Below are 16,898 nucleotides of genomic sequence, written 5' to 3' on the forward strand. Positions count from 1 at the left end.
GCATTGTATAGGGACCTGTTAATTAATTTCACCACATAACACCTTTATAAATCGAAAGCCAAGGCATACTGTTTAGTCCTTGTGCATCCCATTTTCCGGCTTCTATACCATACTGACGATAGCGGGCCCAGGATCCCGCTGTTCAAAATATTGAAACATGGAAACTAATAAAATCAAACAAATTCAGGAGTTCGGCCAAAGCATTTGGCTGGATTTGCTGGACAGGGGGCTCATCCGCTCCGGCCGGTTAAAAAAAATGATTGAAGAAGACGGGCTGCGGGGCATGACCTCGAACCCGGCCATTTTTGAAAAAGCCATTAGCGGCAGCGCTGATTACGACGAGCAGATCAGGGAACTGGCAGAAAAGTACCAAAACAACGAGGCCATTTTTTATGAGCTGGCAATTACAGATATCCGGGAGGCGGCCGACCTGTTCGAACCCGTTTTCAGAACCGGGCATGACGGCTTTGTCAGCCTGGAGGTTTCGCCGCACCTGGCGCGGGATACCAGCAGGACCATAAGGCAGGCAACGGAACTTTGGCGAAAGACGGACCGGAAAAACGTAATGATCAAAATACCCGCCACCGCCGAAGGTTTGCCCGCCATCCGCAGGGCCATTTGCGAGGGGATTAATATCAATATCACGCTGCTGTTTGGGCTCGACCGATATGAAGCCGTTACCGACGCTTACCTGTCGGGCCTGGAAGACCGTTTGGCCGATGGCCAGCCAATTGACCAAATTGCTTCGGTAGCCAGCTTTTTCCTGAGCCGTATTGATATACTGGTAGACCCTATGCTGGAAAAAAAGGGCTATCCCGAATTAAGGGGAGAAATAGCGATTGCCTGCGCCAAACAGGCTTACCAGATATATAAAAGGGTTTTCGGCAGCGACCGCTTTAAAAAATTGCAGGAAAACGGCGCCCGCCCGCAACGCGTGTTATGGGCCAGCACCGGCACCAAAGATCCATCTTTCGAGGATACCAAGTATATAGAGGCCCTTATTGGCCCCGAAACCGTGAATACCGTGCCACTGGAAACGCTGGACGCCTACCGCGATCATGGGCAGCCGGAAAGCAGGTTGGAGCAGGGCACAGATGAAGCTGTGCAGGCGCTGGCCCGCCTGAAAAAGATAGGGATCAATATTGATGAGGTTACCGCACAATTGGAAACCGAGGCAATCGAAAAGTTTAACAAGCCATATGACCAGTTATTGCAGGCTATCGAAGAGAAAAAAGCACGGTCCCGGGCCAGGTCTTACGCTCTTTAAAGCCCGTAAGGAAAAACTATTCCATAGCAGGTTTAGGAAGATATGGCTATTTAAGCTATTAATAGGATACCTGGACGGGCATTCGGCAGTTTAGTACTTTACCCGGTGGTTGCTAATTTAATCAGCAAAAATTAAAAAAGCACCATCGGGGAAAGCACAATTTATGCTTAACTTTATTTCCCTTTTGCTGCTACTTATACGTTTGTTCCGGTTTCTATCTTTTCACCTCAAAATTAAAAGTTTATGGAAACAATTATGGTACAAGAAGCGGATGCCGCTACCCTGGATGTGGTAGCCACTGCTTTACAAATGGAAGGCTACCGGGTTTGCAGCCTGGACGATACGAACGAAAATGCGTTGGAAATGATCAGGCGCCATCACCCCAAACTGGTTTTACTTGACTGTTGGCTCAGCCACAATTCGGCGGGGCAGGTTAGTCAGTGGATAAAAGCGCATTTCCCACACCTGCCGGTGATCGCTTTTAGCTGTGATAACCAAATTGAAGCAAAATACCGGCAATTTGGCTTTGATGATTATATCCAAAAGCCATTTGAGTTGCATAAACTATACCAGGTAATCAGAAAATACTTACCCCAACGCCATAAGCGCCGGGAAACTGCCGGGCGTGTTTAAGCCATTAGCATAAAGCAACCGGTTAGGTGGCCGGCTTATTTGTAGTTTGATTTTTTGATCAGCCGCTGTAAGTCTTTAACCCATATTTTACGGCCATTAGTTTCTACGATGCCTTCTGCTTTAAACTCCTTTAATAAGCGAATTACGTTTTCTTGTGCAATGCCCGCCATATTGGCCAGATCGAGCCTGGAGATATTTAAAACAGTATTTTTTTCATCGGTTCCTTCTACTTTATATTTCTCCCGGAGCACGATAAGGGCTATAGCCAACCGTTCTGAGGCTGTGCGCTGCGCGATTACCGAAATACTGTTGGTTAATACCGTAAATTCATGGCTTAACGCCTTGAGCAGCCGCCAGGTAAACGCCGGAGACCTGTGTAAAATACTGATAAAATCTTCCTTGGGTATAAAACTTATCAGGCTATCTTCTATAGCCGCTGCCGAGTCTGGGTACCGTTCATCAGACAGTACTGCGTGGTAACCGAATAACTCGCCCTGGTTGGCTACATAAAAGATTTGTTCTTTCGCGGTATTATCAACCTTGTATTTTTTGACTTTGCCACTTTTAATCAAAAATATGCCCGAGGGTACGGTGCCTTCCCTAAAAATCACGTCGCCTTTCTGGTAATGCTGATCGCTGTGGTGCGCAAGTAAATCTGCATGGTCGGCTTCGGAAAGCACATGAAGCGTTGATTGCGTGGTAAAATTCCACCGGTCGATTGGAAAAATTCCGGATAGGCTCATACGCTAAGGTACGGATTTTTTAAAAACTGATAAATATCAGTTCCTGCGTTGATCTGGTACGGAAAACCGGGTTACCTAAGCATTTAAATTTACCGGCAATGAAAGCTTACCCTTTTTTCCATTTCTTCCCATCGGCAGATGACGTCAACAAAGGCCTGGTAAAACAAAAAAAAATTAATCCGAATGCGGGCTTGTTCAGTAATGATGCCGCATTTGACTGGCTATACCCTGAACATTTTCAGCTGCTATCGCCGAAACATTGGACACCATTGGCCATTGCGCATACCGCTGCCAATTTTTTGGCCGAGCCTGGCGCCCGGGTACTGGATATAGGCAGTGGCGCCGGTAAATTTTGCCTTGCTGCAGCCTACCATTTTCCCGAAACCTATTTTTATGGCGTTGAACAACGGCACGAGCTGATATGCCTGTCTGAAGAAGCCAAAGGATATACAAAATTGCCCAATGTAAATTTTATCTATGCCAATATTACCCAGGTGAATTTTAAGGAGTTTGATCACTTTTATTTCTATAATTCCTTTTATGAAAATATCGATCCCGAAAACAAAATAGATGATAGCCTGGAATTATCGCAAAGCCTTTATGCCTACTATAACCAGTACCTGTGCGCCGAACTGGATAAAAAGCCATTGGGAACAAGGCTGGTTACCTTTCATAGCCTGGAGCAGGAAATACCATCCGGCTTCAGGCTGGCAGATGTAGCCTGCAATGGCCTGATGAAAATGTGGATTAAAGCCTGACCTGATGGAAGCTCCAATTTTTATCCCCGTTTTTAAAAATTTTCATCCTTCTAAAAATAAAAGAATGCTTAATGAGGTATTAAACCCCTCCCTGTTTTACCATGACAGTGCTTTTGACGAGTTGTATCCCGAACACATCCGGAAGCTGTCGCAAATGCACTGGACACCCGTGGAGATTGCCAAAATAGCGGGCAATTTCCTGGCCATTCCTAATACCAGGGTTTTGGATATCGGCAGCGGCGTTGGCAAATTTTGTATCACAGCCGGTTTTTTCCATCCCGAGACAACGTTCTCGGGTATTGAACAGCGGCGCGAACTATACAATTTTGCCGAGACAGCCAAAGCCGGGGTAGATTTACCCAATGTAACCTTTATGCATGGGAACCTGACTGAACTGGAATTTAACAATTACGATCATTTTTATTTCTACAACTCATTTTACGAAAATATTGAGCCCGACAGCCGCATAGATTATGCTGTTGAAACTTCCTTTGAACTGTATGACCAGTATAGCAGGCTGGTTTACCAAATGCTGGCCGAAAAGCCTTCAAAAACGCGACTGGTTACCTTTCATACCCCCGGCGGCCAGGTTCCGCCTGGTTATCAGCTGGTAAACAATTCCTACAGCAGGCTATTAAAAATGTGGATTAAAGAATAAGCCGATGTTTAAGCCCAAACTCATAGATACCCTAAAGCATTACCGGAAAGAACAATTCTTTAAAGATTTGATTGCCGGAACCATTGTGGGCATTGTGGCCCTGCCTTTGGCTATAGCGTTTGCCATCGCCTCCGGCGTATCGCCCGAGAAGGGAATTTTCACAGCCATTATCGCCGGTCTAATCATTTCGGCACTGGGTGGAAGCCGGGTACAGATAGGCGGGCCAACAGGGGCTTTTATCGTGGTAGTTTATGGCATTGTACAGCAATTTGGCATCAACGGACTAATCATCGCCACTTTTATGGCCGGTGTATTGTTAATTGTTATGGGTGTTACCAAATTAGGCAATGCCATCAAATATGTCCCCTACCCCTTAATTACCGGCTTCACTACGGGCATAGCGCTCATTATTTTTTCCTCGGAGGTTAAGGATTTCCTGGGGCTGCATATGGGCAGCGTTCCCGCCGATTTTATCAGCAAATGGCTGGCTTTTGGCCAGCATATTTCTTCGGTCAATCCATACGCGGCGGGTATCGGGGTGGTTACCCTGGGCCTGGTTTTGCTTTGGCCCAGGGTAACACACAGGGTGCCTGGTTCGCTAATTGCCATCCTGGTTACCACCTTTGCCGTTAGTTTTTTTCATTTACCAGTCGAAACCATCGGCAGTCGTTTTGGCGCTATACCGTCATCCCTGCCCCGGCCGGTAATTCCCGGTGTCAGTTTCGCCACCATTCAGCAATTAATAAGGCCGGCCATTACCATTGCATTGCTGGGCAGTATCGAATCCCTGTTATCGGCAGTAGTGGCCGATGGCATGACCGGCGGAAACCACCGATCCAATACAGAATTGATTGCCCAGGGGCTGGCCAATATTTGTTCATCGCTGTTTGGGGGGATACCTGCCACCGGGGCTATAGCACGGACGGCCACCAACGTAAAAAACGGCGGCAGAACACCGGTGGCCGGTATTGTTCATGCACTCACTTTATTAATTATTATGCTGTTTGTGGGCAAATGGGCTGCCTTGATCCCGATGCCGACATTGGCCGGAATATTGGTTGTGGTTGCCTGGAACATGAGCGAGCTGGAAAGTTTCAAATCGGTACTTAAGGGCTCCAAAAGCGATGCCGTAGTTTTAATTACCACTTTTGCGCTCACTGTATTGGTTGACCTGACAGTGGCAATCGAGATCGGCATGATCCTGGCCGCATTCTTGTTTATGCGGAAAATGATGCAGGCCAGTTCTGTACAGCAAGCGGATGTTTTGCCGGGCGAGTTATTTAATCAGGATGATATGCCTAAAGGCCTGGATGTTTTTGAGATTAACGGCCCTTTATTTTTTGGCGCGGCTTACAAGTTTAAGGATGCGATGAAGGTAATTGAAAATCCGGCCCGCGTGCTGATTATCCGGATGCGGAACGTGCCGGTTATTGATGCTACCGGCATCAGGGTGTTGCGCGAGGTTCATTCAGCAACAAAAAACAACGGAACAAAACTGGTTTTAGCCGAGGTTGCCAGCGAACAGGTTATGAGTGAGCTGAAAAAAGCGCGTTTATTATTTGAGATTGGTAAGGGAAACGTTAAAGATACTTTTGAAAACGCATTAAAGCGCGCTAACAGTATTTTGGAAGCCGGTTAAAATCAGCAATAAGGGCCGACCTGTGTTTGCTAAGATTGTAAAACCCATCGGGTATAAAGCACGCTAAAACAAAAACTGTTATTATTTCATTAGGCCAGCGGCAGCTTAAAATAAAACGTAGAGCCTTTGCCGCTTTCGCTTTCTGCCCATATTTTGCCATCATGCCTTTTAATAATTTCAGCGCTTAGATACAGGCCGATGCCGAAACCTGAAATATGACGTAAATCGCGATTTTCAACGCGATAGTACCTATCAAATACCCGGTCAATTTCTGATGCTTTAATGCCTATCCCTTCATCTTTTACACTCACAACCACCATTTTTCCTTCAGTTTGGCATCGAATGTCAATTAATTTTCCCCGGGGCGAATACTTTACCGCATTGCTGATGAGGTTGGAGATAACAGAACTGATTTTATCGCGATCGGCATTCACCGTGATATCGTTACATTCATTGAGGCTAAAAATATGACTGCTCACGGTGAGTTTAGTTTCTTCCAGGGTTTCGCGCAGTAGTTCATCAAGCCTGAAAGGTTCTTTTTCGATAAGCAGTTGCCCCGATTCCAGCCGCGAAATATTCAGAAAACTATTGATCATACTGGTCATCTTTTTAACCTGGCGGCTGGCGTTTTCCATGGCGCCGGATAAAAATTCGTCCTCGCTGTTCCTGAGCTTAGTGGTGCCCATTTGGATGATAGCACTAAGCGAGGTGAGCGGTGTTTTAAGTTCATGGCTAACCATCCCGATAAAATCATTCTTCCGCTGCTCTTCCTGTTTTTTTTCGGTAATATCCCGGGCTATTTTAGATAAACCAATAATATTGCCCTGCGCATCTTTAATGGGAGAAATTGTTAATGAAATATCCAGTAAGCGCCCGTCTTTGGTTAGGCGTTTGGTTTCAAAATGATCTACCCGCTCTCCTTTTTTTAAACGGGCCAGTATTTGAGGCTCTTCATCCTGGCGGTCAGAAGGGATAATCTTATAAATTGTCTGGCCTATCATCTCGTCTTCCGTATAGCCAAATATCCGTTCGGCTGCTGCATTCCAACTGGTTATCACGCTTTCCAGTGTTTTGCCAACGATAGCATCGTCAGATGATTGGACGATTGCGGCCAGCTTCGCGCTTTTTTCTTCGGCCTGCTTAATGCCGGTAATATCAAGGGTAATGATCAGGCCCGCATCTACTTCGTTTCGTTCGTTTTTTAACGGTACAAAATGTACAATATAAAATTCGCCGTCCTCAGTTTTCCATTCAATCGAAAACTGGTCGCCGTTTATCACCCTTTCATATAGGTGGCGGGAGGCTTCATAGCGTTCGGGCGAAACCTCCGAGGGATGCCTGCCTTCATATTTCTGCCGGTCAAAACCCATCTTTTCCATGATATCACCCTCAATGGTTATATACCGGTGGCTCCTGTCAATCACCATAATCAGCGACCCGGGAATATTCAGGGCAATTGACCGGAACAATTTTTCGCTCCGCTGAAGGTTGGCCTGGGTTTCAATCAACGCGTCGTTGGTGGCCGCCAGCTCTTCATTAGCCGCGGCAAGTTCTTCATTGGCGGCAGCAAATTCTTCGTTGGTAGCGGCCAGTTCTTCATTCAGTCCGTGCGCGGTATTCTCCAGCAGCCATACAGCTAAGCTGGTAACACTACCTTCGCTGTTTTTTATTGGAGAGTAAACAAAACTAACCATTACCATTTCTTTCTCACCGTCATGTAACTGCAGCATCTCCCTTTCACTGGCGGTATATGGGCGACCTTCCTGGACGACTTTATTAAGGATCATTTCATCCTGATCAAGCCTGTCCAAAGGAAATATTTCCCGGTAATGCTTCCCCAAAACTGCCTCTTCCGGCTTACCGGTCAATTTCAAAAAATGAGCATTAGCCATTTCGACCACCAGGGTGGCCGCATCCACTATGCAAATACCTACCGGCGCATTTCGCAATATATAGGATAAATTGTATTCGTTGATTATTTGCATAAAGTCACAACATTTTCCTCAAAAATAAAGATAAGTGAATATCAGTTAGATTACTCTTAAATAATTTTCCAATCCGTTAACTAATAACAAATTCCGAATACCTGACGATATTTTACCGCCAACGTGGCCGGTTTAGATAATATCATCGCATTTTTTGCATTCGGAGTCTTTTTGTTTTTGCTGACTGACACCCGGAATGGCTGTAACACTAATCAGCAAGCGAAAGCATAAAAACCAACAGCCCCAAAAGCTTATTAATTTTGCTGGGCAGATAACCAAACTTCTTTTTAAATGCCGTTGTAAAATGATGGGCATTTTTATACCCCACCTCAAAAGCCACTTCCCTTACCGGCTTTCCATCTTTTAAAAGCAATTTCGCTTTGTCCATCCGTAAATCATATAAATAGCCAAAAACCGTTGTCCCAAAAACTTCTCTAAAACCTTTTTTTAGTTTAAAATCGTTAAGGCCTACCTTATGCGCCAGTTCAATAAGCGAGCAGGGGTTTAACAAATTTTCCTCCACTATGGTTTTGGCCTGGTTAATGCGCTCCAGGTCGTGCATTTTCAAAAATGAATTGGCCGGTTGCCCGGCTAAAGCTGCCACCTGTTCCAATTCAAGGAAAAGTAACTCCAATGCCTTTGCTTCAAAATAAATGTGATGGTTCCCCCTTTTTTCAATATTAGCCATTATGCCCTGAATAGCCTGGCTCATTTGCAGCGTGGTTGGCCTGCTAGCTTGCAGCAACTCCAATTGTTCGGGATCAATTGCACCCGGTATACTTTTTTTCAAACTATCTCCCAGGAAACAAACCACAAAGAGTAATAAATGGCCCCGAAGGCTGGCCTTAAATTTTAACTGGCCGGGCGAAAAAAGGCTATTGTGTTCACCTTCACAAAATGGGAAGCCCGCTAAACCTGGTTGTGTTGGCCCTGATAAGGTAAAGCTCATCATCAGGCATAAGGTATCAATCTCCACAGTCGCCGGGCATATTTTATCACTCTCGAAATCGATCACAAAGAAATGGATATCAGTCAGTTTTACGGTGATAATGCTTACGTGGCCCCAGTTCCCGGTTTGATTAAATAAGGCTTTATCCCTTAAAATACCATCAAAATGGTAAACATCATCATCCAATAAGGCAGAAGTAATCCTGATCATTATTAATCCGTATCGCGTTTATTAAAATCCCGCTGGCGTTATCATACTGTTAGTAAATCGCTCAAATTTGCATCATTATTTTTAATTAGTCTAAATAAATGCAAATAAAATATATCCTTTGCGCTTTTGCCATGTCATTTACATTACATATGGCCTATGCGCAAAGGCGGGATACATTAAAAAAGGATACAGCAAATATTAAGCAGCTGAAAGAAGTAGTGGTTACCGGAACCCGCACCCAGAAAAGCCTGCAACAGGTGCCAATACCAATTACCCGCATCACAGCCGACGAAATAAAGAAAAAAGGGCTGGTACGGCTGAACGAGATTTTGGCCGAGCAAACCGGGATAACCATTTTAGATGACCCGCACGGACAAGGCATACAGATTCAGGGCTTTGACCCTGCCTATACCATGATTTTGATAGACGGACTACCTTTAATTGGCCGCAATACGGGTATCCTGGAGCTTTCCAGGATCACCATTAATAATATCGACCGTATTGAGATTGTAAAAGGCCCAACATCTTCTCTGTACGGCAGTGAAGCGATGGCCGGGGTTGTAAATATCATTACTGCCGATCCGGTAAAGGGAATATCGGGCGGGGCGGCAGCCAGGTATGGTACCAATAATACCGCAGATATTAGCTTAAATTCGGCCTACAAAAATGACCGGTTCTACATTTCGGGCTTTGCCAACCGTTACAGCAGCAGCGGTTATACATTGCAGCCTTCATCAGGCCTGCCTACAGTTTCGCCCTTCGCGGGCTATACGTTTAATGGTAAAACATCTTACAAAATAGACGATAGAACAACCATCAAACTTTCGGTAAGGTATTACACGAATGATCAGGACAGCAGGTATCTTGTAGAAAATCGGTATGCAGCCGGGACGGGTACCGAAAAAGATTTTAACATAGCACCGGTAATAACCCATCGCTTTACCGATAAGCTACTTTCCACCTTACAACTTTACCGCTCAACCTATAAAACAAAATCGGATGTAAGATATGAGGATGACCAGTCTGTATACGACCAGACCCATTTTAACCAGGCCTTTAACCGTGCCGAACTGCAGAATGATTACGCTTTAAAGGATAACCTGAAACTAACCGCCGGGGCAGGTGGCCAGTATGAAACGGTTGAGGCTACACGCTACACCAAACTACAATCGTTCACATCCGGCTACAGCTACTTCCAGGCCGACTGGCTGCCGGTAAAAAAGCTGGATATTATTGCCGGTGGCAGGTATGATGTGCACAGCGTTTACAAATCGCAGTTAAGCCCCAAACTGGCGGCAAGCTATGCACTTAGTCCAAAATTTACGGTGTTAGGGTCGGTTGGTAAAGGTTATAAGGCCCCCGATTTTCGCCAGCTTTATTTAAACTTTACCAATGCCGAGGTTGGCTACAGTGTTTTTGGTTACGAAGAAGCAAGCGCAGGTATACAGCGCTTACAGCAGGCCGGGCAAATTGAAACCATATTGATTGATCCTACTACGCTTAAAAGTTTAAATGCCGAAAGCTCCACCGCTTTTAATTGGGGATTCCGGTATAAACCCACAGGCAAACTCTATTGGACAGCCAACCTGTTCCGCAACAATATCACCAACCTGATAGAAACTGCGGCTATAGCCATAAAAACCAATGGCCAATCTGTTTTCTCTTACTTCAACCTCAATAAAGTTTACACGCAGGGTGCTGAAACCGATCTGAGCTACCAGGTATTTAAGTCGCTACAGTTGGCAGGCGGCTTTCAATACCTGGAAGCATATGACCAGGAAGTGCTGGACCAGATAGTCGCGGGTAAGGTTTTTACCAAAGATCCCGAAACCAATCTTACTAAAGTTATTAAAAGAAGCGACTACGGCGGGTTGCTCGGCCGGTCAAAATACACGTACAATATCCGTGTAAACTACCAGGAAAATAAAACAGGCATCAACGCCTCCATAAGGGCCATCTATCGCGGCAGGTACGGTTATAAGGATACCGATGGAAACGGCATTGTAAACCGCGATGATGAATATACAAAAGGATACGTGCTTGTTAACGCGTCGCTATCAAAGCCCCTTCTGAACGATGCCATCAGGGTACAGCTTACCGCGCAAAACCTGCTGAACTATAAAGACACCCAGGTTATCCTTAACCTGCCGGGCAGGCTCATTTACGCCGGGGTAGCCTACAATTTCAATAAAAAATAACACACAAATCAAATAACAATTCAAACAATAAAACACATGAACAAATTTGCAACTTTATCATTGGCATTAAGCAGCGCTATCATTTTACTGACATCATCGTGCAGTAAAAACAGCGATGACGTTACTCCGGCAGTAAGTAAACTCACCACAAAAACAGTTACCGATCTTGACGGCTCAACTGCCACCGTTTATTACAGCCTTTCAACCGGCGCGCAAATTACCGGCGCCGATACGGCCACAACCAAATGGGATATTAAATTTAAGGGGACAAGCATATTTATAAACGGCGGTACATCGGGCACCGGAACTACCCAGGCCCAAATAGTAAGCAGCACCTTTGAAACTTTGGCTACCGCGCCAACCGCCGGTTATCAGACAGATGCAACAGGCGCACCTGCCATATCGGGATGGTACACCTACACGGCCACCACCGAGCCACAGCACGCCATCCTTACTGTGCCAGGGAAGATCATCGTGATTAAAACATCGGCGGGCAACTATGCCAAGGTTGAAATGATAAGTTATTACAAGGGTAACCCAAACACAACAACTGCCGAATTTGCCAACCTGGCCACCAGGCCGGCATCGCGTTATTATACCTTCCGTTTTGCTTACCAGGGCGATGGCACAACCAGTTTACAATAGTTTGCTTTAAAAAAGAAACAAATAAAACACTTCAAATCATCATGAAAAAACAAATATGTTTAACATTGGGCCTGCTGATACTGGCTGCAGCCGGCCTTTACGCGCAATCAAAAATGGAACAGGACCGCGCGGCCATCCGTTCGCTCGGCGGTTTTTATAAAGTAACCTTTGACTATTCGGAAACTTTTGCGCCCGATACCGCTTACAAAAACCATCCTAAATATCATTCATCCGGTTATGAATGGGCTGTGGTTGAAGAAGAATCGCCAAAAAAAATTGTGATCCAGCATATCCTGGTTACCGGCGATACCTCTGTGATTAAGCATTGGCGCGAGGATTGGGTTTACGAAGAAAACAACCTGGTAACTTTTGACAAAGACAATACCTGGAAAAAAGTGAACTTAAAACCAGCCGAAGTAAAAGGCCGCTGGGTGCAAAAAGTATTCCAGGTTGATGACAGCCCACGCTATGAAAGTATAGGCACATGGGTACATGCTGATAGCAGGCATGAGTGGCACAGCGAATGTGATGCGCCCCTGCCTCGCCGGGAGTTTACCAAGCGCGACGATTATAACGTACTCAGGAGGGGAAACCGGATTTACCTGACAGCCAACGGCTGGATGTTTGAGCAGGATAACCAAAAAATTATCCGCTCGGTCACCGAAGATAAATTACTGGTACGAGAAAAGGGCTACGAAGAATTTACCAAAGCGGATGAAAGTAAATTTAATTATGCCAAAGGCTGGTGGAAAACCCGGAAGTCTTACTGGACATCTGTAAGGCAGGTTTGGGACCAGGTTTATGCACAGCATGCACAGGTAAAACTAAAAGGAAAAACAGATGGAAAGCTGCTGTATGAAAGGCTGTTTGACCTGGCCGACCAGTCGGCAAAAGAAAAATGGGATACTGTTAAAAATAAATTGGAAATCAGCAAGGTGATCGAAAATTATTTGGCGGCTATTTAATTTAAGAAACAAAGTCCTGCGCTTACCGCCAGATTTATCCGGAAAATGCGGTAAGGCAGGCACTAATTTTTCAAATTCGGCAACAGCATAAATATCCGTAATTGCTTACCCAAAAAAAGCAGGCATCGGGGGTTTCATGATTAAGCCCCCGATAGCATGCACCAATATTTAACCGGGAACTTTATCCCACCATTTTAACGGGAATTTTATTTCGTCGACTGAACTTGCAACCATATCCGGCTTAAATGCATAATGCGCAAGCCTGTCTTTAGTTGATATCCCCGACAAAACCAGGATTGTTTTGTAACCCATTTGCACGCCCCCCTGTATATCGGTTTCCATCGTATCGCCTATTACAGTGGTTTCGGCTGTTTCCAACCCCAGAAATTTACGGGCCGACCGCATCATTACCGGGCTTGGCTTGCCTGTAACAAAAGCCTTCCGGCCGGTTGCCTCTTCAATCATGGCGGTAGTTGCCGCAATCCCTAAATTGTTCCATCCTGGTTTTTTTGGAGAGGGGTCGCGGTTGGTGGTAATAAATTTGGCTCCCGCCAAAATCATATCTACCGCACGCTGAACCATCTCCAGCGTAAAATTGCGGCCCTCGCCCAAAACCACAAACTCCGGATCGGTATTTACCAGTGTAATGCCATTTTCATGCAAACTGCTCAATAAACCCCCTTCGCCCAAAACGTAGGCTGTTCCGTTAGGGCTCTGATCGCCCAAAAACTTCCCGGTAGCCATAGCACTGGTATAAACATGCTTGTCCTGAACCTCAATTCCCAAACCTTTCAATTTACGTACAACTTCCAGGCTTGTTCGCTGGCTGTTGTTGGTCATAAAAGCAAAAGGTATATCGCTGTCAATTAAATATTTGATAAATTTATCCGCCCCGTATATCAGTTCCTCGCCGCTATAGATAACACCATCCATATCGATTAAAAGTCCTTGTTTCATATTATGTTTTTTAAATTATAAGTTGTAAGAAGACCGGCTTCTATATATCCAAATATACGACATTAATAACAAAGTGAATATTTTATTAAAAATTCAATAACAATTTTCTTTATTTATTAACAATTTATCAATACGATTAAGGTTTACAAAAACACTTCAGGCATATTAAACCTTCAATGCCACAAAACTTTGGGACATTGGTTAATTGCATGGCCAGGCTGTTTTTCCGACTTAACAGGTCAGGTTTTATTCGCCCAGGCGAAACATGATGTCTGTACGTAAAACATACTTTGTACCTTTTGTTACCGGCCTGCCTTCGTGTTCTAAACTGTGTAAGAAAACGAGTGCCAAACCTTTTTTTGGTTGAATAACCAGGTTACCAAAATTTGTTTCCCCTCCTTCATAATCTTCATTCAAATAAATCATAAAGGTGTAATAGCTGGCTTCACCATCACTCCTGATGTAACTTTGATCTCTGTGACGTTTAAATTCCTGCCCTGGCTGATATTTGTAAAATCTAAAAAGTTCATTTAATCCGACGGCTTTACTATAACCAATCTGTTTCGGCGCAAATGGTTTTAGTTGCAGCCATAGTATATCGGCAAGCTCATAGTCTTTATAAATAACCCTGTTATTATTACGAACACTTGTAACAACTTTTTGCCCGCCTTCTGTTTCAATAGTCGCAGGTTCGTAACCAATAGCTTCACTTTTAAAAATAAAGTCGTCACATTCTTCGAGATTCCAAAAATCTTCAATTATGAAAATATCATTTGTCAGAACGCGGAGTTGCATCACGTAGTTGTTAAATCTCGGCTTATCGTTTATGGTTTTTGTAGCAGGACAGCATTCCGCCCGTCAAATATAGTACAAAAGCTCGTCAACACCTTACTGATTATAACGGTTCCCTTCTGGCGGCTCCTGATTTATTTATTAAGAAATTGTAATACCAACCGTTCCCATTCCTCTTCCAAAGACAGGTCGGGGCGCATTTGCCGTGCTTTACGATACCAATAGTCCGCATTCGAAATATCCCCTTCTTTACGATGCAGGTAAGCATGTACCAATGCCGATGCCTCATCGCTTAAATGATCAACCTGGGCATGCGCCTTTGGCCAATCGCCTTTGCCATCATACCAAAGGCTTTTTAACTGCACAGGCAACCCGGTAGCTGGTTGTGCTAAGTTTAATGATGCTTTAAAGTCGGCTAAAGTTTTCATAGGTATCATTTTGGGGCTCAAAATACAAAACATTATCTTACGCTTAATAACAGAAAAGCCACCTTTGCGTTAACAAGGTGGCTACAGAAATATTTGTATCACGGCTTTTACTTAAAGAATTTGGTAATATAGCGGCCAGACTGAACAAGCTACTAATAAAAATACAGAAAGCTCAGCCGACTAAGCCGGTGAAATATTAAGATTTTAGCGGACCAACATGCCGGTAAGTGTTGATGAGCAAGCCCGTGGGCGTAGTTTTCGAGTCAACAAAAGCAAGCTCCCGGGCGTCAATACTATCCGACAATAAGCGTTTGCCCCGGCCAAGCAAAACCGGGTAGGTAATGAGTACAACCTCGTCAGCCAGTCCCTGGTCAAGCAACACGGACGTTAGCGTCGAACTCCCCACTACGATCAGATCGGGCCCTTCTGTTGACTTGAGATCGCGAATCGCCTTTATAACGTCCTCGCCCAAATTCTCTACCGGACCCCATTCCAGGCTGTCGGGCCTGTGGGTTACAATGTATTTGGTTGCAGCGTTGATAGCATTTGCCATAGGGAAATTTCCGGCATTAGGCCAAAAATTACTAAATATATCGTAGGTGTGGCGGGCAAGCAGCAGGTCAAATTTCGGCCCGTATGCCTCCAGGAGGGTTGCCGCGCCGGCAGGGCTGCGATAGGGTGTTGTCCAAGCGCCATAGGTGTAGTCTCCGTCATGTTCTATCACGCCATCCAGCGAGATGTGTTCAAAAATTCTGATTTTTCTCATTTTTTTATAGTTAGTTCATAGATAAATCTGACATTAAAATTCCTCTCTTAAAAATACCAGGGTCGATTTGGTTACTTTAAAAAGTCGTCCAGGTAACCTGCTATTGTTTTCGTCTGCATCATCAGGCTCACGTGACTCTGCGCAGGCACAATGGCTAAATGTGATTTTGGCATCGGCCCCAAATCGGCAGATACGCCACCTCCCAGTAATTGGTACGTTTTCATCAACTCTACCTTGTCCAGGCCATCATTGTCGCCTGATATAAGCAATACCGGCGATGTGATTTTTTTAATATTGGCTTCCCCCACGTCAAATGGAACGGCGGCAAAAGCAATCATTTGTTCAATAAACTTTCTCCATTTTGTTTTGTCGGGCGCTACTGCATCATATGCGGTTTTTATAGGCGTATTGTCAAAAAAATCAGGTTTAAAATCTTTAAACCCACTATTGATAACCGGCAGCCAGCCGTTAGTTTTGTAGGTGGAAGATATGATCACTAATTTTCGTACCCGTTTAGGGCTTTTCGCCGCCAACTGGTAAGCTATAGAGCCGCCCATACTATATCCTGCCACATCGGCGCTATCAAGTTTTAAAAAATCCATTACCCCTTCCACATCACTTGCCAGGGTAGCAATGTCTAATTTCCTGTCCGAAAACGGGGTGTGCCCATGTCCTTGCAATTCAACAGCAATTACCTTTCTTGTTTTTGACAATTCGGGTATTAATTGCCCCCAATTCATCTCAATGGTATAAAATGCACCATGCAGTAAAACAAGGGGCTTACCCTCACCATATACCTCATAGTAAACTTTAATGCCATTAACAGGCGCATAGCCACTTTCGGCAGGTTTAAGCTGTTGGCCCTTAGATTGAAATACCGTAAAAAAAAGCATAGCAATTATGAACACCAGGTTTAGGACATTATATCCTTTAGATACTCTTTTCATGATGCGTTATTTAAATTATTGATTTTAGTGATAAAACAAAGATAGAAGGCATTTCAGGATTTTGGGCTGTGTAAAAATGACATTTTGAGGGGCGGATAGCGACAAAAGCATTACCGTTATATGGGATTAAGACCGGATCAAAACCGTCCCCGCCGGAAAGGAAACTAAAGAAATTTTCCTGATTATAAGAAAGTTACAATAAAAAAATGGGACAACCGATTTTTCTTCTCAGTTGTCCCATCAGGTGATCCCTACTTTACAAATTTCGAACTATTTCCCATCTGATTTATGCTTATTTGCGGATTTAGACTTCTGGCCTTGATGAACATCGCAGCAAAGAACGTAAGCTCATAAAGAG

At 44.5% G+C, this 16,898-nt stretch carries 16 protein-coding genes; 8 read left to right on the top strand and 8 right to left on the bottom strand.

What is annotated here, in order from left to right; genetic code table 11:
* The first annotated feature begins 157 nt into the window (after positions 1–157).
* Together tal and ACFGVS_RS12400 are read left to right on the top strand one after the other, a co-directional pair.
* On the top strand, positions 158–1,267 hold the full coding sequence (gene tal / locus ACFGVS_RS12395) for a transaldolase (RefSeq protein ID WP_439698860.1): 1,110 nt from the start codon (positions 158–160) through the stop codon (positions 1,265–1,267).
* A 243-nt stretch (positions 1,268–1,510) separates the two neighbouring features.
* The gene (locus ACFGVS_RS12400; protein ID WP_439698861.1) at positions 1,511–1,900 is read left to right on the top strand and encodes a response regulator; all 390 of its coding nucleotides are present in this window, start codon (positions 1,511–1,513) and stop codon (positions 1,898–1,900) included.
* A gap of 35 nt (positions 1,901–1,935) precedes the next feature.
* Here ACFGVS_RS12400 and ACFGVS_RS12405 read toward each other — a convergent pair whose 3' ends face one another.
* Positions 1,936–2,643, bottom strand: coding sequence for a Crp/Fnr family transcriptional regulator (locus ACFGVS_RS12405; RefSeq protein ID WP_439698862.1), 708 nt, complete (start codon positions 2,641–2,643; stop codon positions 1,936–1,938).
* 98 nt (positions 2,644–2,741) lie between these two features.
* Between ACFGVS_RS12405 and ACFGVS_RS12410 the strand changes: the two genes are divergently transcribed.
* From ACFGVS_RS12410 to ACFGVS_RS12420, 3 genes are read left to right on the top strand one after another with little or no spacing between them, the layout of a single operon-like run.
* Positions 2,742–3,401 (top strand): methyltransferase domain-containing protein, encoded by a 660-nt coding sequence (locus ACFGVS_RS12410; protein ID WP_439698863.1) that lies wholly within the window; start codon positions 2,742–2,744, stop codon positions 3,399–3,401.
* A gap of 4 nt (positions 3,402–3,405) precedes the next feature.
* The gene (locus ACFGVS_RS12415; protein WP_439698864.1) at positions 3,406–4,059 is read left to right on the top strand and encodes a class I SAM-dependent methyltransferase; all 654 of its coding nucleotides are present in this window, start codon (positions 3,406–3,408) and stop codon (positions 4,057–4,059) included.
* Positions 4,060–4,063: 4 nt separating this feature from the next.
* Positions 4,064–5,698: a SulP family inorganic anion transporter gene (locus tag ACFGVS_RS12420; protein WP_439698865.1), complete on the top strand. Its 1,635-nt coding sequence runs from the start codon at positions 4,064–4,066 to the stop codon at positions 5,696–5,698.
* A gap of 89 nt (positions 5,699–5,787) precedes the next feature.
* Here ACFGVS_RS12420 and ACFGVS_RS12425 read toward each other — a convergent pair whose 3' ends face one another.
* Entirely contained in the window at positions 5,788–7,683 is a 1,896-nt protein-coding gene (locus ACFGVS_RS12425) for a PAS domain-containing sensor histidine kinase (RefSeq protein ID WP_439698866.1), read from the bottom strand.
* Between the two features lie 208 nt (positions 7,684–7,891).
* On the bottom strand, positions 7,892–8,842 hold the full coding sequence (locus tag ACFGVS_RS12430) for a helix-turn-helix transcriptional regulator (RefSeq protein ID WP_439698867.1): 951 nt from the start codon (positions 8,840–8,842) through the stop codon (positions 7,892–7,894).
* A gap of 98 nt (positions 8,843–8,940) precedes the next feature.
* Between ACFGVS_RS12430 and ACFGVS_RS12435 the strand changes: the two genes are divergently transcribed.
* The 3 genes from ACFGVS_RS12435 to ACFGVS_RS12445 are packed head-to-tail and all read left to right on the top strand — an operon-like array spanning position 8,941 to position 12,650.
* Positions 8,941–11,040: a TonB-dependent receptor plug domain-containing protein gene (locus ACFGVS_RS12435; RefSeq protein ID WP_439698868.1), complete on the top strand. Its 2,100-nt coding sequence runs from the start codon at positions 8,941–8,943 to the stop codon at positions 11,038–11,040.
* 36 nt (positions 11,041–11,076) lie between these two features.
* Positions 11,077–11,685, top strand: coding sequence for an HmuY family protein (locus ACFGVS_RS12440; protein WP_439698869.1), 609 nt, complete (start codon positions 11,077–11,079; stop codon positions 11,683–11,685).
* A 41-nt stretch (positions 11,686–11,726) separates the two neighbouring features.
* Positions 11,727–12,650 (top strand): DUF6607 family protein, encoded by a 924-nt coding sequence (locus tag ACFGVS_RS12445; RefSeq protein ID WP_439698870.1) that lies wholly within the window; start codon positions 11,727–11,729, stop codon positions 12,648–12,650.
* Positions 12,651–12,818: 168 nt separating this feature from the next.
* Here ACFGVS_RS12445 and ACFGVS_RS12450 read toward each other — a convergent pair whose 3' ends face one another.
* The 5 genes from ACFGVS_RS12450 to ACFGVS_RS12470 form a co-directional block, all read right to left on the bottom strand.
* On the bottom strand, positions 12,819–13,607 hold the full coding sequence (locus ACFGVS_RS12450) for an HAD-IIA family hydrolase (protein WP_090651211.1): 789 nt from the start codon (positions 13,605–13,607) through the stop codon (positions 12,819–12,821).
* Positions 13,608–13,853: 246 nt separating this feature from the next.
* Positions 13,854–14,402, bottom strand: a complete 549-nt coding sequence (locus ACFGVS_RS12455) for a prolyl hydroxylase family protein (RefSeq protein WP_439698871.1) — start codon at positions 14,400–14,402, stop codon at positions 13,854–13,856.
* Between the two features lie 131 nt (positions 14,403–14,533).
* On the bottom strand, positions 14,534–14,827 hold the full coding sequence (locus tag ACFGVS_RS12460) for a hypothetical protein (RefSeq protein ID WP_274212128.1): 294 nt from the start codon (positions 14,825–14,827) through the stop codon (positions 14,534–14,536).
* Between the two features lie 196 nt (positions 14,828–15,023).
* Positions 15,024–15,593 (bottom strand): dihydrofolate reductase family protein, encoded by a 570-nt coding sequence (locus ACFGVS_RS12465; protein WP_090651214.1) that lies wholly within the window; start codon positions 15,591–15,593, stop codon positions 15,024–15,026.
* A 71-nt stretch (positions 15,594–15,664) separates the two neighbouring features.
* Positions 15,665–16,540 (bottom strand): alpha/beta fold hydrolase, encoded by an 876-nt coding sequence (locus tag ACFGVS_RS12470; protein WP_090651215.1) that lies wholly within the window; start codon positions 16,538–16,540, stop codon positions 15,665–15,667.
* Between the last annotated feature and the right edge of the window lie 358 nt (positions 16,541–16,898).

Origin of the sequence: Mucilaginibacter sediminis, from assembly GCF_051903035.1 — a bacterium.
Classification (GTDB): Bacteria; Bacteroidota; Bacteroidia; order Sphingobacteriales; family Sphingobacteriaceae; genus Mucilaginibacter.